Below are 20,156 nucleotides of genomic sequence, written 5' to 3'. Positions count from 1 at the left end.
CAAAGCGCCGCCCTGGCCCTTTTCAGGGCGGGTACTTTACCGGGAAAGTGTTAGGTTATTGGGCTAGGCTATTCTCCTCTACAGTCAGGCACTCCTCCAGCAGCTCGTATACCGAGTCGCTGAACTGCGCCAGCTCCAACTCGTGGGTAGTACCGTAAGCTACCTGCACTTGCTTTACACCTTGGTCGAAGTAGCGAGCAAACGCTTCACGCTGTGCCTTGCGGCCCTTCACGGCCAACGCCGCACTCACACCAATCATTATGGTGATGTTTGCATCAAGGCCAGCCTGAAACTGTTTCTCGTCTCCACTGGGCATGGTAGCGAAGAACTCATCGCGTAACCTGTTTAGGTTCCACACACAGTACCAGAGGCCTTCCGGCATATTCGCCCAAGATTCCTGCAAGGCCTCCTCGGCCCAGTCCTCATCGACGCAGCCCGGGCACCATTGGGCCTCTGCTTCGGCTTGGCTAACCTGATGCGCGTCGCCAGGCTGTTCAGGCTCGTCAATCAATCCGGCCGGATAGCCGTACTTTTTACTCTCCTTGTCCATTTTACGGGGGGAATGACACAGGACGTAATCAGGAACCCCACGGATTATCCGTAGATGAAAACACTGACTATCAAAATCTGTGGTCGCTAATCCCAGGAGTCGAACCTGCTTGGAGTGGGCCATTCCCACGGATAACGCAAAGGGCAAGAGAAGCTCGTTGAAGCTGCGCCGGGTCGGGCGTCGTGTCTCGATTGCCATGCAAATGACTTAAATCTTATTGGCGATTGCAAACCGTGGTAAAGCCGACCGAAGGAAAACGACGGAAACTTCTACCCTAAAACCCGCATTCCTATCAACAAAAAACAATGATGTAGGTACAGCAGTGCAATTTAAACAGTCTGTTTTAGCCGTGAATCACACGGAATAATCATATCTAATAATACTTGGTCATTTATTTCGATTCTACGACAAAATAAATCAGCTGGTGTGCCTGCGGCTGATAGATATTGGCTCCTGCCAGTCGTCGCTCAGTACACTGAGTGGCATTTTAGTAGCTGATGCTACTGTGGCTTCGCCCAATCGAGTTGTTAATCACCGGCCACCAATTACCCACAATGATGAAAATCGATTTGCCCACTTGTTGAGCTGAACTGCTTACCCTAACTTGTTGCCCTCTACTTACCACAACTAGGCAACAATGATGTCAAGAACTGTTCAACACACAATTATTAAGGCGAACCCGCAATTTGAGTTAGTTGGGTTGACCCCCCAGGTAATAGCAGATGCCTGCAACTACGTACATAGCACCGTTGCCGCAATTGATGATAAGCTAATCGAGGTTGGTGCGGATAGGTTATCCCAAACTGTAGAACTCGCAAACCTGTCTTCGATGATAGGCAACTTATTAGGGGCTGGTGTAGCGCGTTGCTCAAATGGTGCGCTACGGCGTAATGGCCCACACACTTATCCTGACTTAGTAGCTGTTAAGGACGGCTTACAAGATGTTGAAATAAAAATGGCATTAGACGATAATACGCCTAAAGGCCATTTAGCAAAGGCTGGATATTATTTAACGTGCCGCTATGTATTACTAAATGAGGATGGTTCGCACACTCTTACATACAGCGAAGAGCATCCAGATAAGCCTGGAAAAAGACGAATTGTTCGAGTAGGAACAATACCTTGTATTTGGGAAGTTCGCTTTGGTTGGTTAGATGAATCGGATTTTAATACAAGCAATACTGCCGGTGACTCAGGTAAAACGGCTGTAGTTAATGCCGCTGGTATGAATAAACTCAGTGTTGTATACTGTGATTTAGACGTCGCTCCATACGGTCACAGAAGTAAGCATCGAAAAGAAATGCAAAAATTATTTGGGGCAGTAGAAGATCAGATAATTTTGGATCTTTAAAAAAAGAACCTTGCTTATCAATAAGCAAGGTTCTTTTTTATGCAATATTGGCAAGAATAGCTTCTGCTATTACTTCCCCCAGTAGAGGTGGCACAGCATTACCTATCTGTTTTACTATTTGTGTTTTTTTACCATTAAAAACAAAAGTATCAGGAAAGCTCTGTAATCTAGCTCCTTCTCGGGGAGTCAAAGCTCGATGCTGTATCGGGTGAATACATCTATTTGAAGAAGGATGAACAAAATTAACTGTAATAGTAGTTGATGGCTCATCTGCATCAAGTCGGCTATAAGAAGTACTAAACCCACTTGTTACTAAGTGTTGCACCGCACTTATATTTCGACCACTCTGTCTAATGATTTCCATCATCTTATCCGAGTGTGTAGTAGCTTCATGTAAAGCTAGATTCTGAGCACCATTACGTATTGTAGCTTGGTATGGCGTCAATGGCTCACGCTCATATTGAGTAGCGTTGCCACCAGCTATTATTGGCGGTAAATCTCCAATAGCCTCCATCACAGACACTGCTGGGGGTAAAGCACCGTGAAAAAGGTCACGAGCAAGCACTTGGCTGTACCTACCAGCCATACCTTGATAAACATAGAAGTGAGTTGGTTCAGGCCATACAAAATCTACATTTTGTCTATTTCCAATAATAAATAATCGTTCACGGCTTTGCGGCAGACCATAATACGCGCCATTTAGTACTTTCCATGAAACCCGATAACCTATAGATTGCATCAATTCAAGGATGGTTGTCAATGTTTCGCCATTCTTATGCGTAAGCATACCCACTACATTTTCCATGACGAACCACTCGGGCTGTAAAGCATCTACATAAAGCGCAAAGTGCTCAAATAAATTATTGCGTTCATCATTTACTGTAAGTGTCCGAAAAGGTCTAATAGAGGAAAAGCCCTGACATGGTGGGCCACCAGCTACTATAAATGGTCGAGGCGCATTATCTTGAATAGTCTGTGGCGTAATCTTGGTAATATCACTGCAAACAGAAAACGCATGTAGGTGATTAGCAGAAAATGTTTTTGCACGGTCGCTTAAAAGGTCAAGGCCAGCAACTACTTCAAAACGACCTGTTTGCTCAAACCCGTATGATAAGCCCCCTACCCCGCAAAACAAATCTACCATGTAGAGGCGGTCGGGTGTTATAGGTTTAACACGCGGTATTGTAAATGCCTCACCTTGCAACGATGTTTTATAGCCTTCTCCAATGTTATCTAAAGCTCGTAATTTCAGTGAATCAAGTAATATCCCTGGTGTTATTCCTAGAAACTCGGCCACCGGTGCTATTTCTTCAATTGTCGGAGTAATAAGACCCCGTTCCATTTTTTGAATAAACGCTAGCTTACTAGAGGTATTGGCGGCTAGTTGCTTCTGCGTCAGCCCCAATTTTGTTCGCAATTCTTTTACTACAGTCATCTATTTTTTCTTCCTGTTATTGGGCTTGAGGTAAACAGTCAGCCATGAATAAACTCGGCCTTCATCGTCCCCTACTACCCTTATCGCATCGTGTACTACTGTATCATCGATGTTAAACAAGGCAGTCATTTTCAACATATTAACTGGGCCGTTAGCCATTGGTCCAAGTGGGGCAGATCCCTGATTCTTATCCATTAATGCTCAGATTAGGTATGGTAGCGCTAATTTAGCCAACCCAACTCGCATTACTGCTGATTATTTTATAATCTAATTGGTTATCAGATAATTAACCGTAATAAATCATATGATCGCCACGTACTCGTTACTGGTGTAGCAGTCGGCAAGCCGGTTCGGGCTATCTTCACTTAAAGTACGAACCAATGGCCAAACTGAATACCGTAACCGGTGGCACCGCCACCTTCCTGAAAGAGTTCGCCACCCTACTCTGCCCCGTCGATAAGCAACCCACGCGCCACACGCAGCAACGGGTACTGGCGCACTGGCCGAAAAGCCGAACAGCCAGGTGGCAGATTCTGGTCAAGTGTGAGAAGTGTCGCTTGGTGCATCTCTGGAAAACCAACGAGATACCGGAGGGTTCACAGCTCTATCAAGTACGGGTCCATGCTCAGGGCGGGTTGATACCAGAGCTAGGTAAGGAGCTACCGACGTTGGAGGAAGAGTTCATGGTGCTGGCAAAGAGCCGCCAAGGTGCCTATCTGCAATCCCAATTTTCCAGCACGATACCTACCGGAGGCCAGCTAACCGAGACGTACATCGACGGCGAGGTGGAACGCGACGCCCGATTCTAGCTTATTGCTCACTAGATTTGGGTATAACTAATACTCTTTAATATTGAATTCTATATGAGCTACGAATGCAACATTGTTTACGATGATAACCTCCACACATGGGGGGGTTGCCCATCACCAGAAAAACTGATGACTGACAACATCGTGCGTATGCAAAATGCCGGTATGCGTGTACATTGTCAGGGCCCTATATACGTTGAGCCAAACCAGTCTATGTTAGGCAACTGCACTTTCGAAAAAGACCTTTATGATAGGCTTTTTGCTGACTTCCAAAAAAGCACGGGCGAAACACTAAGACACTGGTAGCTCACTTGAAGATGTGTCATCTGAATCGGCTATATGGTCATCGTCCGAAACTGTGGAATCATTCCGGTACACTTCCCAACCACATGTCAAACACCGTGAGTCGTAGTTAGGCTCATCAAAATTTATCTGCGTTTCTTCTGGGTTTCGCATCACGAAAGACATTACACTGCCTTTACAACCCTCATGAGGGCAAGAGTCGCGCACTACATCTGATACGGTGCGACAGTTGATGCAGTGGACTACAGAATTCTTTGCAGTGCCTTTTAAAAAAGCCCACTTGTATTCGTACGGATCGCCTGCCTCTTGCTCAAATCCAGCCAAGCAGACCGGGCAGAAATAAGGACGCTGCATAATGTTGATAGACAAATGCTTCGCCAACTGCTTTTTTCCAATCTGTTTAACAATGTATTCCAGGCGATTAGCGAAATCTGCTAACTCAAAATGGATATTGAATACCCCAGCCAATGGGTGGTTGAACTCCTGTTTAATGAAGGATTCCCACCATGTATCCTTACCACTGAATAGGGTGTAGGTGTTCAGAATGCTAGTTATAAGGTTTTGAGGGGTGAGCTTTATTTTAGGTATTCCGTGGATGATTTGGTTACGCAGCTTGCGGATGGCGTCAATGTGGCCAATTAGCACTTCAGACACAGGTGTGGAAGCGGTCGCGGAATAGGTGTATAATAATGCTTCCGAAGGTGTAGTATAGAAATCGTTGAAGTCTTTGTCCTTCTGCTGAGGCATTACTGGCCAGTCCGTGCGTTTGCCTTCTAGCAGCAGCAACGGACTGACCTGACAGATGCTGGCTTTCATGAATGCCTCATTGGCCTGATGGATTAACACTACCGCAGTGTTCAGCTTGCTCTGTGAGTAAGCCCAGACATCCTCTTGTAATGCCGCCTCGAAGTAATCCCAGAGATGTTTATCGTTCTCAAAAATGATTTCGAAGGCCTGAATCAGGCAGTCGTGAGCTAGACCCAAGAAATCGCTGGGTGAGGGTAGGTTTCTAATCATTGGTGGGTAGAATAATACCCACAATGTCGACAAAAAAGACAGTTTATATTTAGCTGCACGCTAACCAAACGGCAAGCACTTCAAGCAGCACCAGGCCTAACAGTGGCCAGCTAGTGGAAGCGTACAGCGATGGCGAAGTAGAACGCGACGCACGTCACTAGCTAAAATTACCAGCCTAGGCGTTGCATACGGTCGGCCAAGTAGTCGAGGTTATCGAGAAAATCAACGGCCTCAAATGGCTCAGCAAGGTCCTGAATGCTACGGTACTCACGTAGTTGCAATGGCGTAAGCTGTGCTACTCGTGGGTCCTCGTCCACAAGCGTTTTGGGCTTGCGTGTGGAGGCTTCGGGTGCTGGGTCTGCTACTGGCCTACCCACTGGCAAAAAGTCGTCATGGTCAGTAAATGTGTCGTCCGCGCTCATACTGAGTAACCGCTCGTAAAGGGGGGTATCATCAACCTCAACCCCAGAAGCTGACGCTATCACTTCAGTAGCGTGCGTAGCTACAGTTTCGTCGGCTGCAAGTTCAATAAGCGCTTTTGTGGCCCTGCCGTCGGCGTCCATCGTCTCGATGTTGTAAGGTGCCATTGGCAAGTCGGCGTCGGCATACACCTGAACCAGCACCTCACCGGCCAACCGGATAACCTGCTCGTCGGATTGCACCGAGTCGTGCACCAGGAAGAAGGGCGTATCGGTCAGCTTCAACAGCCGGGTTGCGAGACCACCTATCATCAGCTCCTGCTCCAGCAGTTGCAGCAGGCGCGGCATATAGTTGCGCTTCTCCTTGCCCTTGCCTTCCAGTGGTGCGTTGAGCTGGCCAGTAACGTCTAGCAACGAACCGTACAAAGGGCGTAGCTGCTTCTTAGCAGAGTTACACTCACCCGTGGCCGAAAAGAACGCGCCAAACCACAAATCTTTGCCATCCTTGCGCGACGCTAATCCAAGCGCCTCAGCCGTGTGCGCGTATAGGTCCTTGGTGCGCACGTCGGTGCAGAACTGCCGTATCTTCTCGTCGGCCTGGTAGGCTGTATGCAACTCATCCAGCACGTAGCGCACCGTCGCGGAGTCGATGGCGCCGCTCTTGGTCAGCAATCGGAAACACTGCTCAGGGTATTCAAAAAGGTAGCTGGCCAGCACGAACTGGGAGCACCGGATATCGAGCGAGTAGGCTTGGCTGCCGCTAGTAAAGAACTGGCGTAGCATGGTGGCAATGTTGGTTAGCGGCGTGTGCATCCGGTTACCAAAGTCGCAGCAGAGATTCTCGTAGCTAATGAGGCCCTGGCGCAACATATCGACGTAGTACAGGCTCCAGACTGCCGGCATGGCCTGTATTTCGTTCTCGCTGCGCAAGAAAACTTCCAGCGCCACCATGTCAACGTGCTTAATCAGCGTATCGACGTGGGCAGCTAGTAGTTGGCGTGTCCGGCTGTAATTGGCGCGCCGACGCAGATAAACCTGTTTGCTCTTGGCGTAGAAGCGGTGGGCCTTGGCGCTGTACTTGGCCCCCAGCACGACCGGCACGATAACATCGAAGTCAGTAGTATCAACGGTGTGCGGTCGCTTCAGGCGGTAGCTCTTGGGAACACCGTCGCCACTCTCGCCAGCAACCTTCGAGATATAGGAACCTCGACCAGCTCTAGTGGTCTTCGCTTCATACGTGTAGTTCTTTTTGAGTGGTGCTGGGCCAAATATGTCTGTACCATCGCTAGCAAGGCGTTCGGGGTCGTAGAAATCGTACCACTTGATGTAGTTATTTTCTGTAAGGAAGTCGATATGCTTGGCGTAGGATTTGCCGAATTGCTTGTACAGCTGGTCCCTGCTGGCGCTGTGGTAGCCTAGCTCTGTAAGCCTAGTAACGATACCGCTGCCATCCTTGTAGACCTCGCTGGCCTTCTTGCTGCGGTAGATGGTCAGGTTGGCCGATAGAGCGAATAGCGACAAGATGTGCAGGCACTCATCTTCAAGGGCCACACCAGAGCCATTGTAAAACCTCTTATTGGCGACCCAAGTAGAAAATTCGTCGCGGAATTTAATTACGTCAACAGTGGCAGGTAGCCATATTTGTAGTGGCGTTAATGCGCCGCTGTTAATTGCCTTCTCGGCTGTAGTTAGTCGTTTATTATGTGTCATTGCGTTGATATGTCATTTAATATTTTTAACGGTAGGCGTGAAAGAGAACGGCCGTTCCCTCTCACTATCTTCCAGAATGACAAACTGGAAGCCGTTGCCTGTATTTTAAATTACACTCCGCTCTTCTCAAAAAGAATTGTAATCAACTCGTTGGTCGAAACCGGCCGCTCGTAAAGCGCAGATAGTTCTTTAGCGTGTGCGTTTATTTTAGCCCTGATTTTCTTGCTCACACGTACTGTAGTAGTTGCTGTTTCTGATGCTATTGTTTCCATAAACTATATACTGCGATGTAGGCGTTCTGCTTGCGAAATGCCGATAAATAAGTCAACTATTTTTAAGCAGGCTAAACCAGAGGGGCTCGGTCTGCGACGCCGCCCCTCAAACCGATCAAACCAACGCCAACCCAACCGGCAAGCCCAACCAAACCACTAACGGGCAGGCCAACCGACGACCACGGCCAGCGAAGGCAAAAGGTATAGACAGATGTGTTTCCATTTTTGCACAAGACGCTAGATACTGACATTTACAGCTACTAACGGCGAAAACGGAAACACTTAAACGCCAACAAAGAAAACGGAAACACTTAAACGAAACGGGATTCAGAACCGGTCTTCGGGTCGCTGACACCTACGACCACTACACCAGCCACCACTACACCATTAGCGGCCACGACCACGAGGATTTGTATAGACAGATGTGTTTCCATTTTTGCGCCCATTGGAAACTATGTGCGAAAATGGAAACACTTAAATCAGCTACTCATAGGCTCTGCAAGGTACGAAAACGGAAACACTTAAATCAGCTGCTCACTGGCCTCGTGGGTTTGCTCGTACAGCGAACAAAAGTGCCTACTATTCCCTGCTATTTCCCCACTCTGCCCCTCGTACAGCGTTCAAAACTACCTGCTGCTGGCTGCTGAAACTTTAGGTTAGTATTTCGTTCAGGAAGCAACAAGAACTGCTTATGCTTCTAACCCTAAACTAATTGCTATTCGTGCCTTCTCAGCATCCTCAACATACTCGTCTAATACCATTTCCAATTTTGCTAGTACCTGTAGAAAAGCTTCTATGTCAAAGGCACCTTGATCACTCGCGGGAAATGCGTTTTTAACAATAGCCAAAGTCGAAGTACTACCTGAGCGAAATTTGTCTGGTTTGGCAAGGAGCAACTCTTGCTTCTTTGCATACGGCTGTAGTCCTGCAAGAATACTATAAAGCGTATCAACGCTAGGATCCCAATCGCCAATCTTTACAACCAACTTGATGCCGCCGTCAAGTCTATTCTCAATTTGGATGTACAGGCTGTAATCGCTGGCTTCTGCCCAGTGATACCAAAAACCCAAAAACCCACCGGTCTGATTAGCAACATACCGCCAGTCGCTCCATTGCGCCAGCCGTTCCTGCAACTGAATGTAGAAGCCCTCAGCCGCTTTCCAGTCAGAAGTAATGTTCTCAAACTGGCTATGTGAGTTAGTCTGGTTTTCGATGCTGGCTAAATACTCTAAGAAGTCCACCAGAATGGCGTTGCTCACTGTGCGCTCTTGCAATACCGCTAATATGGGTTTTCGACCAATGACTGCGTAGCCTTTCTCCGTTACCTTTTGCAAGGTTGCAGCGCTTTCATTGCCCGTTTTCAGGTAGATGAATATGAGCTTGAACCCTTTGTCCGCATAGTATTCCTGAGCAATCTGCTTGTAGCGCTCCAACTGCTGAGAATGCTCGCCCGAAGTAGTCTTGTCTTCGATGGCAATAAAGTACTCGTCGTTTACTTCTGCCCATACATCAATATTGCTCCATTGACGCCCTGCTTCGACTTTCGTCACTTCATAAGAGGCCGGTTGGCCCAACAGCATTCGGACGAATGATTTAGCCGTTTCATTCAAGGATTCATCGAATGAGGCTACGCGACTATCGGCCCATTGCAGAAGCCATGTAAGGAACCCGTCTTGTGATAACTCTTTGGTAGCAACACTGAAAATATTGGGTTTGGAGTGCATTATGTTATTTGCTTATGCGTGATTTGGCTAACCCAGATTATAGAATAGATCAGCCAACGTTAAGGGAGATTTATAACTGCCGAAAGCTTCTGGCCTCAGACCAAGATGGGGGAAGCAAGCTGCTGTAGCTGCTCTACGCGTTTGACCTTTGCCTTCTCAATTGCATTGACAAAGGCGACGATAGCTTCCCGTTTCATTCCTTTGGTTTCAAAGCCAATGCGGCTTCCACCATCCGAGGCAATGCTGACGATGTGCTTTCTGGTAGAGAAGTACACCAGCACTAGGACAAGGCCTATTACTATAGCTGCCATAGCCATTGCCTGTGTATCGCCATTGCCTGCGAATCCTAAGCTTCCTAAGCCAGCGACTAAAAGCCCTAAAATGAGTAGGCCAGGATGGCTCTGGTAACGAACTTCGCACGAGCTGACCTTTTCCAGCATCATGGATACGAGATGGGCATAGGAGGAAGAGGCGGCATTGTAGCGAATACGGTGGCTGGTCAGCATGACCACATTATTGGGCGACTGCGTGATTAGCGATTCACCATTGAGTAAGAAGTTTTCCATGCCTGAAAGATATAGAGTAGTTCTATTATTCCAAGCTAATCCTACTGCCATTTTCGGGTAGGCCTAACCATCCACAAATAGCTGTATCGCGGCATACAAGTCCACGAAGTCATGGCGTGCATCAGGTTGGCACAGCCGCTCTAATGGCGTTATCTTATTTGTAAAGCAATCAAAGTATTTTCAGTTACGCGCTCTCATTAAAATGCAAAAAGCACCCCTTGGAGTTGTCTGTCGGTTGAACACAATCAACCTTTGCTATCTTAGATGCCTCAATTGCACTATAAAAATCTACGTCAATCTATGCTACGCACGTTTCTATTCGTCTTCTTAATTGCTCTAACTATTTCAGTATCTGCTCAGAGCGTTGCTGACCTAGATACGAAGGATGGATTCAGAACTTACAAATTTGGGATGGCTCGAAAGGCGATACCCAACCTGAAGTACGGTGGCATTCATCCAGCTACCAAATTACCTTACTACAACAAAACTGATGAGAAATTATCAATAGGACCTTATCCCCTACAAAGCATTTCATATGTGTTCTACAAGGACCGATTACATTCCGTTTATCTCAAAGTTGCGGCAAGTGCAGATAATTGTCAAGGGGTTTATGATACCCTTACAAGGCTTTATGGGGAATCAGTGAACGATGAGGCAAGATGGACACACACTTGGGAAGGCAAAAAGGTATTTGCCTCATTTCATAAAACTATACTCGAGACAGCTTATATAGAGTTCATTAGCTTAACTATGAAGAAGCAAATAGAAGCTGACCTTGAGGCAAAAAAACGTAATGCAGTAAATGACATGTAATCTTGCAATGCGACATATCTTGTACACTTTAATACTCTTCGAAGCCATATATCCTCTATGCTCCGTACGTTTTTACTTGCTCTCCTACTCAGTTTAGCATTTTCAGTATCTGCTCAGAGTATCGCGGTCTTAGATGCCAATAATGGATTTAGAACATACAAACTAGGTATGCATCGCCGTTCTATTTCCAATCTTAAATTCATCTGGGCTGATGAAACAACCAAGAGTTACACGAATCCAACTGATAAGCTTAGCATTGGAGCTTATGAGCTAGAGGCCATTGAGTACAGATTTTACAAAGACCTTTTAATACAAATTGTCATCAAGATTGATGGATTGTCCAACGGCCAAGGGATATTGAAGGCATTGAAAAAGGCATATGGATTTGGACAGGAGTTTAACTTATCAGAGGGGTCTAAAATGATTATGTGGGAAAGCTCAAAGATAGAATTACAATACACTAGTTTCATCGGTCTTAACGAAGCTCGTATAAGCTTTTATGACAAAAAATTAGATGGCCAAAAAACCCAGAGAAATACTATAAAACGATAAATTTTATTTGATTCCTTACACGACATAAAGGACATCTGTTAATATTATTCAATGAATAATATTAACATTTTCATACTTGTAATATATGGTAGAGTAAACCGAAAACCCAAGTTATTAGTCTAATCTGCTGGGCCGGCTACCATAGAATGAGTGGTCGGGTCATATGCTTTGGCTATTAGTGCTTATGTTTGGCGCATGATAACATTTCAACAGCTCATTGCGGCGGCGTTTCACCAAGTAGACGCTAAAACGGAACAGTCAGGCGATGTTTTTGACGGAACTGACGGTGGCCATGTCAAAGGTTTTGAAAGCGGTACAGGTGTTCAACTATACAGGCATGATGCCTTACATAGTAGTGGCCTTCCACTATACATGTTGTATAATCCAGCGGTCGATTCATGCTTACTATCGACAACTCCGGTCCCTTTCAGAAATAAGCACTTTTTGACTGAGCAAGCAGAATCATACACTTCGGAAGAAGCCCTACAACAGGTAATAGAGTTTTTCAGTAGAGGCAAAAAGAAAGTGATACCTAGCAAAGCATAGTATGACTTCGCTGCCCACATAATAAAACCCCGACTACAAGGAAAAATCCTCATGGTCGGGGTTTTATGTTTAAGCTATTGCTTGGGTTACTCTATACCCAACTTTGCCTTCAATTCGGATAGCTGTTTGAAGTCTTTGGCCTTGGCCTTTTCGTTGGCTTCTGCAACCAGCTCATTCAGGAATCCTTCTACTTGGTCACCAAGGCAATCCAACGCTTTGCTCAGGATACGCTGGTTGCTGATGCTCATTTGCAACTTGCCCTTAATAATAGCTTTGAGGCCATTGAGCCGCTCCAAATCGGCCTTGTCGATTGCTGACTGCGAATACCCACGCTCTTTCTTAAGCTTCTCGGGCAACGTAGAAGCTGGCTCATCAGCCAATGCTTCGGCTTCCATTTGCGACAAGGTGACGGGCGCTTCAGCGGCCTCTTCAGCTGTCATGGTTGGATTCAATTCCATTACGGGTGCCTCTTCGATGGCAACTGCTACTTGCTTGGCGGTGGTCTTCTTGCTGGACATGCTACTGTGGATTAAGTGGTTGTTGAATTATTACTCTGTGAAGATGCCGCGTTACCGCGACTAATGACAACTTCCACTGACTTATTTTAATCCTATTATTGTTCAAGATTCCGTCCTTTTCAAACGGGTCAATCTGGACGCGTACAGAGAGGCCAGCCCTTTCAGCTAGTAGTAAGTCTAGCTGGAAGGGCTGGCCTCCGTGGTGGAGCTGTTTGGTAGCTCTATTCGCGTTTCAGTTCGCTTGAAGGCTGACCTCTCACGCTTAGCAGAATGCCTTGGCCATCTCCCCTACCGCGTTGCGGTTTTGGTCCGCGTACTGAAGCAACTGTTCCAGATTTGCGTGGCCCACCCAAGAACGCAACACGGCCACCGATACGCCACTCTCCAACGCCACGTTGATGAATGTCCTTCGGGCCGTGTGGGTCGTAACCAATGACCAACGGGGAACGACCTCGCTCCTTCTCTCGGCCCCCGACCAACGCACCCTTTCCACCGGGGCAAGCATCGTAGGCAGCAGTTGCAGTAGTGTCTTCAAATGTACATTGTAGCCCACATTAGAAATACGCCGGATAGTGTAGTCGTACCGCTTGAGAATGGCTTTCGACGTTGCGTTGAGCGGGATGGCCACTGCTTCGCCCGTCTTCTGCATTTCAATATGGATGTGGTTGTTACGGATGTGCGACGGCTGTAAGCGAACGAGGTCGCTGTAGCGCAGCCCCGACGAACAGCCGAGAATGAACAAGTCGCGTACGTAGGCCACGCCCGGCGTATTGACCAACGGCAATGCCTTCAGCGCATCCATCTCCTGTTGCGTCAGGGCAATCACGGTACGCGCCACGGTCTTCTTGCTTTCTGATAGCGTGAACCGCCGGTATTTGGTGTGAGGCATCAAGTCGTCATCGGCCAGTTGGTTCAGCACCCGTTTCAGGCTCTTGATGACCTTGGCAACAGAAGAGTTGAGGTACTTCTTTTCGCCCACTAGAAACGCCTGAAAGTCCGATAGCATCCGCTTGTCGAAATCCATCAGCTCCAACACCATGTCTTTGTATACTTGGTACTCCCTGATGATGCGATAAAGCGAGTAGTAGGTCTTCATCGTGTTGTTGCCGAAGATGCCGCCTTCGTGTTGAATGGGCACTCGATAGTCCTTCTTTCGGTGCTGCCGATTGCGTACCTGAATCTGTTCGTAGCTGTAGCCGCCGTTTTTGCTGCTGATGAACGAGTCAAGGTGATACAGGAAGGGCAATCCCATACTGCGTGTTTCCGGCACCGATGAAACGGCGGGACTTGCGTCGGGCGCTTTAGGATGGCATTTCTGCATGGCCTTCACGGCTTCCACCGACGGCTCTATGCCTTGCTTGGCGAGGTTATCGGCAATGGCTTGCAATTCGGCCGCGACACGGGAGATGGCCGCGTTGACGCTGGCGGCATTGGTAGCCGTGGACTTGGCTTGGCCCTTGACCTTATCCCAGTGTTCGGGTTCGATGGTCGTGCCGGTTGAAACGGCGAACCACTGCCGCTGGTGGCAATACTTCACCCCGACGGGCAGGGCAGATTTGTGGACGTTGGTGGCTCTTAGATACGCCTTGGTTGTGGCCATAATCTTCTACTGTTTAGTGTGTTAGATGCAACACACGCAGTATAGGCGCACGTACCTTCCCATGAAACGGGGCCGACAAATCGTCTCCTTTTGCAGTGCGGTACGGACCTGCCGACTCCGCACCGTCAGGCGCTCAAAGACCTGAAAGAGCTTTCCGCATCTGGTTACCTGTCAGTCAAATAGGAATCTAGAAGTCATTCTACCAACAGGGGTTCGATTCCCCTACGGACTACAAATAAGGCTTTCCGCACTGCGCGGGAAGCCTTATTGCTTTTCCGCCCCGCCTGAATACAATTTCCGGCAATAAAAGCGGCATTAGTGCAACCGCTTGGTGCAGCCTCCTACCTTTGCACGGGCTGCCGGTGGGTCGGGAGCCGCTTTTCCAATGTTGCCGTGTTTAATTTGTCCGGATTCCGGGCAGGCCAGCTGCTGCCCGCCTTGCTGTTAGTGCTTAGCCTGGCCCTGAGCGCCCGCGCCCAGCAGACCCCGCCCCCGCTGCTGCGCGAACTCAGCCTGCGCCTCGACACCACCGTATACTCGCTGAGCCGTAACACGGTTCTGGCCCAAGACGAGCCCCACCTCTACTTCTACTACCGCCCCGGCGATGATGCGGCCGAGCTGCAGGTATCCCCCGCCGACCCCGCCGCCGGCCCGCTGCACCTGCAACGCTCGGCCGATTTCACGCTGCTCGATTCGCTGACGCCGGTGAATGGCGGGCAGTACTACCGGGCCAAGCTGCGCTTCCGCAACCTTGCCGACGCCCGCTTCCTGAGCCTCACGTTCCAGCAGTCGGCCGTGGCGGGCGGGTTTGCGCCCCGCAGCCAAACGGTAAAGCTGCTGCCCGTAACGCGCACTACGCTGGAGCTGCGGCCCACCGATACCGAGCTGTTTGTGGGCGAGGAGAAGGTGTTCGAGCTGACCAGCAACAACTCCAAAAACATCCGCCTGAGCCCCGAATGGACCCGTGGCCAGGACATCGACTACCGCCTCGACCGTGAGAAAGGCACGCTGCGCCTGCACGTGCTGCCCAACGCCACCGGCAGCCGGATGCTAACATTGCAGCCCCAGACCGAGCAGCCCTTCCTCACCGACCGCAACCGCCGCGTGACCTACGCCTTGCCGCCGCTGCGCCAGGAGTTCACCGTAAAAAGCTCGCGGCTGCGCTTTCTGAGCGTCGATAAAAAGGAAATTACGCTCGATGAGGACTCGCGCCGCAAGGGCGTGGAGCTGATTCTCGACAACGGCCGCAGCTTCAACCTCAAGCGCACCTACCGCATCGAGGACCAGGAGGAAGCCGGCGGGACGCTGATTGCCGAGCTGTTTACGCGCCAGTACCTGACCAACGACCGGGTGCTGTGCTGGCTGCGCGTGTACAACACCCACCGCCAGGCCGACAGCTACCTTTACATCAAGGAAAACGACCAGGCCAAGTACATCACCAACTTCAACATTTCGCCCCCCACGGCCATTACGGGCCTGAGCGTGCGCCACCGCGGCGGCGACTGGACCAGCACCAACACCGTGAACCCCGGCGAAACCGTGGACGTGCGCCTCGAAGGCGTGGCCCTGCTACGGGGCCGCTTACACTTTGAAGACGTGCGCGTGGTGCCCTCCGACTCCAGCGTGCGCTCGGATGCCGCGGTGGTGTACCGGGTGCAGGTGCCGGTGAATATCGATAAGAAGCGCATTGCCATTGATAATGCCGGCCAGCCCACCAGCTTTGCCTTGGCGGTGCGCGAGTTCCAAAAGCCCCACCCGCTCGATTTCGTGGGCGTAACGTTTGGCGAGGCCGTGCGCCCCATCACCCGCCTCAACGGCCCCATCCTCTACGACCGCACCATCCGCGACGTGGTGTTCAGCTTCAACCCCGGCGCCATCGACTCGCCCGAGCAACTCTACGGCAAGCAGTACCTCACCTTCGAAATCAGGACCCAGAACGCCAAGGGCGACCTGATTGAGATGCGCACCATCGACAACGTGGTGATTTGCCCCGATGGCAAATCGGTGCGCGCGCCCTTCTACCAGGACAAGCAGTGCCAGGTGGGCAACATCAGCCTCAACAACCTGCTGAGCGCCCGCAAAAGCTACGACCTCGACGACTGGAGCAAGATTATCGTGACCATCAAGCACACCCAGGCCCAGTACCAGGAGCCGGGCTTCACGCAGCGGCTGGAACTGGTACTGCAGCGGCGCGTAAAATTCGATATCGACATCAGCTTCCCGGCCGGCTTGCTCACCAAGCAGCTCGGCGGCGGCGAGGTCAATAACTACACGGCGTTCAGCGGCATTAGCTTGGCCACGCTGGCCCAGCTGAGCTTCTATAACCCCAACAAAATCAACAAGCTGCGGCCCTACAAGGTGGGCGCGGGCTTTGTGGCGCTCAACGCCTTCAACCTCAGCTCCAACGCCAACGCCTCCCGCGACCTGGGCCTGGTGGTGCTGGGCTCGGTGTACCCCACCCGCTCCGACGCCAAGCTCACGTTCCCGCTGTACCTGGGCGCCGGTTACCTGGTCAACAAGGGCCAGATGTTCTTCCTGTTCGGGCCGGGGATTGGGGTGCGGCTGTGAGCAGCCCTGACTTCAGAGTCGGCACAATGCTGGCGTAATCTTGCAGCCCAGTATCGGGCGCGACCAATGGGTGGCATGAGTGCCGACAGCCACCTGTTTTGCAAAGGAACAGGGGTCTTGCTTTACAGCATGAAAAAGTGCGAATCGGGAACTTTCACCTGACGCACAGCCTGATGGTCGCCGGTCATCTGTTTCAGGTTTCGCTCGATGGTTTGGGCAATGGCGGTTACGGGCGTGTCGGTGGGCTTATCTTCAAAGGGGTCCTGCAGGTGGATGGCCATTTTCTCAATCAGAAAAAAGGCCGCCGAAATGGCCAGCACGACGAATACCCCCAGCATGCCAAATACGTCGAGGAGCGCGAAGGGCAGCAGCAGCACGAAAAAAAACAGGCAAAAGTGGGTGTACAAAGAATACGTCACCGGAAACACCGTATTCTTAATTCGTTCGCACCGCCCCATTGAGTCGGTTAACTTGGTTAGCGTATTGTCTAGTTCTATTTGCTGGTAGCGGTTGATCCAGCCTTGTTGCAGGGCGTGGCGCAGATCCTGGGCGTGGAGCTGCAACAGAGCATTAGGAATGTTTTCGTGCGTGGCAACAAACTCCAGTTCTTCGGGCGACAAATAGGGGCTGATTTTTTCCGGTTCCATCTGCTTGCGCAGCGTCATGCCCAGCGCGTAGGGCCAGGCAATCTGCCGGTTGGTCAGCCGCGCCTGCCAGTTCTGCATTTCCTCGGAGTCGTAAGGAGTTTCCGCAAAGCAGAGGATTTGCCGCACCAGGGTCCGGGAATCGTTGACGACGGCGCCCCAGACAACGCGCGCCTCCCACCACCGGTCGTAGGCCTGGTTGGACTTAAAAGCCAGCAGCAGCGACAAAACCGTGCCCAGAACCATGGGCACACTCAGCGGAATAGATATAGCAATCAGGTGGATGTATTTATTTTCAAGGGCGATAATGCCGGCATAGAAAAAGACAAAGAACAATTCAGTTCTTATTCCACCAAATATATAACGCAGGGGAATTTTGGTTTTCAATAGCATGGAGCAAACAATGAAGAGAGAAAGTAGAAGTTGTGCCGGTGATGCCTTGAGCGCCTCAAAATCCGTATTAAAAGCAACCTGCGCATCCGGCAGAAGTTGTTTGGGCAGTACCCTGAGCACCCGTCCGCTGGAACCACAGCATGACCACGGCCTGGCAGCAACGTGGTAGTAGCGGTACGGATACGGCAAATCTTCGTTTTTGAGCTGTCGCCGGAAGCCGCTTCGCACCGGATCAGTTCTGGGGTCGGGGTGAAGGCTGTACGGGTGTAGCAAAACCTTCCGCCGGACTTACGGCTTTTCCTCCGATTCTCTTTCTACTGCATGAAACTCCTTTATTCCTACCTGCGCCACTACCGGGGGCTGCTGGCCCTGGCCCTGCTACTGGCCACCATTAATCAGGTATTTTCCCTGCTCGACCCGTATATTTTTCGGCAGATTATCGACCGGCACGTGGTGAAAGCCGGAGCCAGCGTGCTCGAAACGGGCTTCTGGACCTTTCTGAGCGGCGGGGCGGGCCTGCTGATTCTGCAGGCCATGGGCGTGGCCATGGTGTCGCGCATCGCCAAGAATTTCCAGGACTACTACACCAACGTCATCACCCAGCGCCTCGGGGCCCAGTTGTACTCCGACGGCCTGCGCCACTCGCTAGAACTACCCTATCAGGTGTTCGAAGACCAGCGCTCGGGCGAAACCCTGGGTAAGCTCCAGAAGGTGCGCACCGACGTAGAGAAGCTCATCCAGAGCTTCGTCAACATCCTGTTTATCTCGCTGGTAGGCATCGTGTTCGTGACCTGGTACGCCCTGAGCGTGTACTGGCCCATTGCGGCGGTGTACTTCCTCACTATTCCGCTGCTGGGCTCGTTGAGCCTGTTTCTAAGCAAGCGTATCAAGGTGATTCAGAAAACGATTGTGGCTGAAACCACGGCGCTGGCGGGTTCTACCACCGAAAGCCTGCGCAACATCGAGCTGATTAAAAGCCTCGGGCTGGCCCAGCAGGAAACGCTGCGCCTGAACGCCACGACCGAGAAAATCCTGAAGCTGGAGCTGCGCAAAGTGCGCTATTTGCGGTCCTTGTCGTTCGTGCAGGGCACGTTTGTGAACCTGATGCGCAACCTGATTCTGCTCATGCTGCTGTTTCTGGTGGTGCGCCAGACGATTTCGGTGGGCGAGTTCTTCTCGTTCTTCATCTACTCGTTCGCCATTTTTGGGCCGCTTCAGGAGATGGGCACCATCATTAATGTGTACCGCGAAACCGAGGCCTCGCTGGCCAACTACCAGCAGATTCTCGACACGCCCAAGGAAGTGAAGCCGGCTCACCCCAAAGTCATCGACCAAATCGAAACGCTGGAGTTTGACGACGTGCGTTTCCAGCACCTCACGGCCAGCGCCCCGGCCCTCGACGGCATCAGCTTCCGCACCAAGCTGGGCGAAACCATTGCCTTTGTGGGCCCTTCCGGCTCGGGCAAAACTACCCTCGTGAAGCTGCTGGTGGGCCTGTATCCGCCTGCCGAGGGCCAGATTCTCTATAACGGCATCCCGGGACCTGAAATCGACCTTGACACCCTGCGCGAGCAGATTGGCTTCGTGACCCAGGATACTCAGCTCTTTGCTGGTACCATCCGCGAAAACCTGCGTTTTGTAGCCCCCAACGCCACCGACGAGCAGTGCATCAAAGCCCTGCACCAAGCGGCGGCCGAGTCGCTGCTGGCCCGCGCCCCGCTGGGCCTCGACACGGTAATTGGCGAGGGCGGCGTGAAGGTATCGGGCGGCGAAAAGCAGCGCCTGAGCATCGCCCGGGCCCTGTTGCGCCACCCCACACTGCTCGTTTTTGATGAGGCTACCTCAGCCCTGGACTCGCTCACGGAGGAGGAAATCAGCCAGACGGTGCGCGAGCTGTCGGGCTCGCGCCAGCACATCACCATCCTCATCGCCCACCGCCTCAGCACCGTTCTGCACGCCGACCGTATTTTCGTGCTCGAACGCGGCCACGTAGCCGAAGCCGGCCGCCACGCCGAACTGCTCGAACAGGGCGGCCTCTACTACGCCATGTGGCGCCAGCAAATTGGTGAGCGGCCCCTGGCGGCGGTAACTCGCTGAATGGCTTTGCGCGGTAGCCCAAGTTCTAAGGAACGGTGTAGGGTGCGGGGCTTGTCCCCGCCCGCCGTTGAACGACTTGGGTTTGCACCGTTCAACGGCGGGCGGGGACAAGCCCCGCACCCTACACCATGCTGGCGAGCTGTACAACAGTAGAAGCCGTTGCGAGGTGACGTTTTCAGGGAGGATGCGGGGCTCACTTGTTCGAAAGACCCTGACAGCCGTATGAGTGGGGTTTGGGGGATGTTGGAAGCTGGCTGAGTACCCAGGAC

General features: G+C 51.1%; 15 protein-coding genes. 6 read left to right on the top strand and 9 right to left on the bottom strand.

Features of this window, described 5'->3' with window-relative positions:
• Window positions 1-55 precede the first annotated feature (55 nt).
• Window positions 56-550: a hypothetical protein gene (locus D0N36_RS03455; protein WP_147320730.1), complete on the bottom strand. Its 495-nt coding sequence runs from the start codon at window positions 548-550 to the stop codon at window positions 56-58.
• Between the two features lie 637 nt (window positions 551-1,187).
• Between D0N36_RS03455 and D0N36_RS03450 the strand changes: the two genes are divergently transcribed.
• A complete protein-coding gene (locus D0N36_RS03450; RefSeq protein WP_147320729.1) occupies window positions 1,188-1,901 on the top strand; it encodes a hypothetical protein in 714 nt (237 codons plus the stop codon).
• A 37-nt stretch (window positions 1,902-1,938) separates the two neighbouring features.
• Here D0N36_RS03450 and dcm read toward each other — a convergent pair whose 3' ends face one another.
• Window positions 1,939-3,336: a DNA (cytosine-5-)-methyltransferase gene (gene dcm, locus D0N36_RS03445; protein ID WP_116939697.1), complete on the bottom strand. Its 1,398-nt coding sequence runs from the start codon at window positions 3,334-3,336 to the stop codon at window positions 1,939-1,941.
• Window positions 3,337-3,716: 380 nt separating this feature from the next.
• Between dcm and D0N36_RS03440 the strand changes: the two genes are divergently transcribed.
• Window positions 3,717-4,145, top strand: coding sequence for a hypothetical protein (locus tag D0N36_RS03440; protein ID WP_116939695.1), 429 nt, complete (start codon window positions 3,717-3,719; stop codon window positions 4,143-4,145).
• 291 nt (window positions 4,146-4,436) lie between these two features.
• Here D0N36_RS03440 and D0N36_RS03435 read toward each other — a convergent pair whose 3' ends face one another.
• The 4 genes from D0N36_RS03435 to D0N36_RS03420 form a co-directional block, all read right to left on the bottom strand.
• Window positions 4,437-5,465: a hypothetical protein gene (locus D0N36_RS03435; protein WP_116939692.1), complete on the bottom strand. Its 1,029-nt coding sequence runs from the start codon at window positions 5,463-5,465 to the stop codon at window positions 4,437-4,439.
• A gap of 167 nt (window positions 5,466-5,632) precedes the next feature.
• Entirely contained in the window at window positions 5,633-7,594 is a 1,962-nt protein-coding gene (locus tag D0N36_RS03430) for a hypothetical protein (protein ID WP_116939690.1), read from the bottom strand.
• Window positions 7,595-8,555: 961 nt separating this feature from the next.
• Entirely contained in the window at window positions 8,556-9,590 is a 1,035-nt protein-coding gene (locus tag D0N36_RS03425; protein ID WP_116939686.1) for a PD-(D/E)XK nuclease family protein, read from the bottom strand.
• A 95-nt stretch (window positions 9,591-9,685) separates the two neighbouring features.
• Complete coding sequence (locus D0N36_RS03420; RefSeq protein ID WP_116939683.1) at window positions 9,686-10,156, bottom strand: hypothetical protein; 471 nt, start codon at window positions 10,154-10,156, stop codon at window positions 9,686-9,688.
• A gap of 300 nt (window positions 10,157-10,456) precedes the next feature.
• Here D0N36_RS03420 and D0N36_RS03415 point away from each other — a divergent pair, with 300 nt between their 5' ends.
• Both D0N36_RS03415 and D0N36_RS03410 read left to right on the top strand, forming a co-directional pair.
• Window positions 10,457-10,969, top strand: coding sequence for a hypothetical protein (locus tag D0N36_RS03415; RefSeq protein WP_207190717.1), 513 nt, complete (start codon window positions 10,457-10,459; stop codon window positions 10,967-10,969).
• Window positions 10,970-11,026: 57 nt separating this feature from the next.
• On the top strand, window positions 11,027-11,521 hold the full coding sequence (locus tag D0N36_RS03410) for a hypothetical protein (protein ID WP_116939678.1): 495 nt from the start codon (window positions 11,027-11,029) through the stop codon (window positions 11,519-11,521).
• A gap of 632 nt (window positions 11,522-12,153) precedes the next feature.
• On the opposite strand, the gene D0N36_RS03405 is transcribed toward D0N36_RS03410, so the two are convergent.
• A complete protein-coding gene (locus D0N36_RS03405; protein ID WP_116939676.1) occupies window positions 12,154-12,585 on the bottom strand; it encodes a hypothetical protein in 432 nt (143 codons plus the stop codon).
• Between the two features lie 262 nt (window positions 12,586-12,847).
• Window positions 12,848-14,185, bottom strand: coding sequence for a site-specific integrase (locus D0N36_RS03400; RefSeq protein ID WP_116939674.1), 1,338 nt, complete (start codon window positions 14,183-14,185; stop codon window positions 12,848-12,850).
• 393 nt (window positions 14,186-14,578) lie between these two features.
• Between D0N36_RS03400 and D0N36_RS03395 the strand changes: the two genes are divergently transcribed.
• Window positions 14,579-16,753, top strand: a complete 2,175-nt coding sequence (locus D0N36_RS03395) for a hypothetical protein (protein ID WP_147320728.1) — start codon at window positions 14,579-14,581, stop codon at window positions 16,751-16,753.
• A gap of 122 nt (window positions 16,754-16,875) precedes the next feature.
• Here the strand turns inward: D0N36_RS03395 and D0N36_RS03390 are convergent, their stop codons facing one another.
• Window positions 16,876-18,063: a bestrophin family protein gene (locus D0N36_RS03390; RefSeq protein ID WP_242478789.1), complete on the bottom strand. Its 1,188-nt coding sequence runs from the start codon at window positions 18,061-18,063 to the stop codon at window positions 16,876-16,878.
• Between the two features lie 48 nt (window positions 18,064-18,111).
• On the opposite strand from D0N36_RS03390, the gene D0N36_RS03385 reads away from it, so the two are divergent.
• Window positions 18,112-19,887, top strand: a complete 1,776-nt coding sequence (locus tag D0N36_RS03385; protein ID WP_116939666.1) for an ABC transporter ATP-binding protein — start codon at window positions 18,112-18,114, stop codon at window positions 19,885-19,887.
• Window positions 19,888-20,156 lie beyond the last annotated feature (269 nt).

The organism is Hymenobacter lapidiphilus (assembly GCF_003417065.2).
Taxonomy (GTDB): domain Bacteria; phylum Bacteroidota; class Bacteroidia; order Cytophagales; family Hymenobacteraceae; genus Hymenobacter.
The sequence above is the reverse complement of the archived record's forward strand: the minus strand, read 5'-3'. Positions and strand labels throughout refer to the sequence as shown.

Bases quoted from the DNA above. Each gene is read 5' to 3' on its own strand.
- D0N36_RS03440 (WP_116939695.1), top strand. From the start codon at position 3,717: ATGGCCAAACTGAATACCGTAACCGGTGGCACCGCCACCTTCCTGAAA.
- dcm (WP_116939697.1), bottom strand. From the start codon at position 3,336: ATGACTGTAGTAAAAGAATTGCGAACAAAATTGGGGCTGACGCAGAAG.
- D0N36_RS03420 (WP_116939683.1), bottom strand. From the start codon at position 10,156: ATGGAAAACTTCTTACTCAATGGTGAATCGCTAATCACGCAGTCGCCC.
- D0N36_RS03405 (WP_116939676.1), bottom strand. From the start codon at position 12,585: ATGTCCAGCAAGAAGACCACCGCCAAGCAAGTAGCAGTTGCCATCGAA.
- D0N36_RS03400 (WP_116939674.1), bottom strand. From the start codon at position 14,185: ATGGCCACAACCAAGGCGTATCTAAGAGCCACCAACGTCCACAAATCT.
- D0N36_RS03455 (WP_147320730.1), bottom strand. From the start codon at position 550: ATGGACAAGGAGAGTAAAAAGTACGGCTATCCGGCCGGATTGATTGAC.
- D0N36_RS03385 (WP_116939666.1), top strand. From the start codon at position 18,112: ATGAAACTCCTTTATTCCTACCTGCGCCACTACCGGGGGCTGCTGGCC.
- D0N36_RS03450 (WP_147320729.1), top strand. From the start codon at position 1,188: ATGATGTCAAGAACTGTTCAACACACAATTATTAAGGCGAACCCGCAA.
- D0N36_RS03415 (WP_207190717.1), top strand. From the start codon at position 10,457: ATGCTACGCACGTTTCTATTCGTCTTCTTAATTGCTCTAACTATTTCA.
- D0N36_RS03410 (WP_116939678.1), top strand. From the start codon at position 11,027: ATGCTCCGTACGTTTTTACTTGCTCTCCTACTCAGTTTAGCATTTTCA.
- D0N36_RS03425 (WP_116939686.1), bottom strand. From the start codon at position 9,590: ATGCACTCCAAACCCAATATTTTCAGTGTTGCTACCAAAGAGTTATCA.
- D0N36_RS03430 (WP_116939690.1), bottom strand. From the start codon at position 7,594: ATGACACATAATAAACGACTAACTACAGCCGAGAAGGCAATTAACAGC.
- D0N36_RS03435 (WP_116939692.1), bottom strand. From the start codon at position 5,465: ATGATTAGAAACCTACCCTCACCCAGCGATTTCTTGGGTCTAGCTCAC.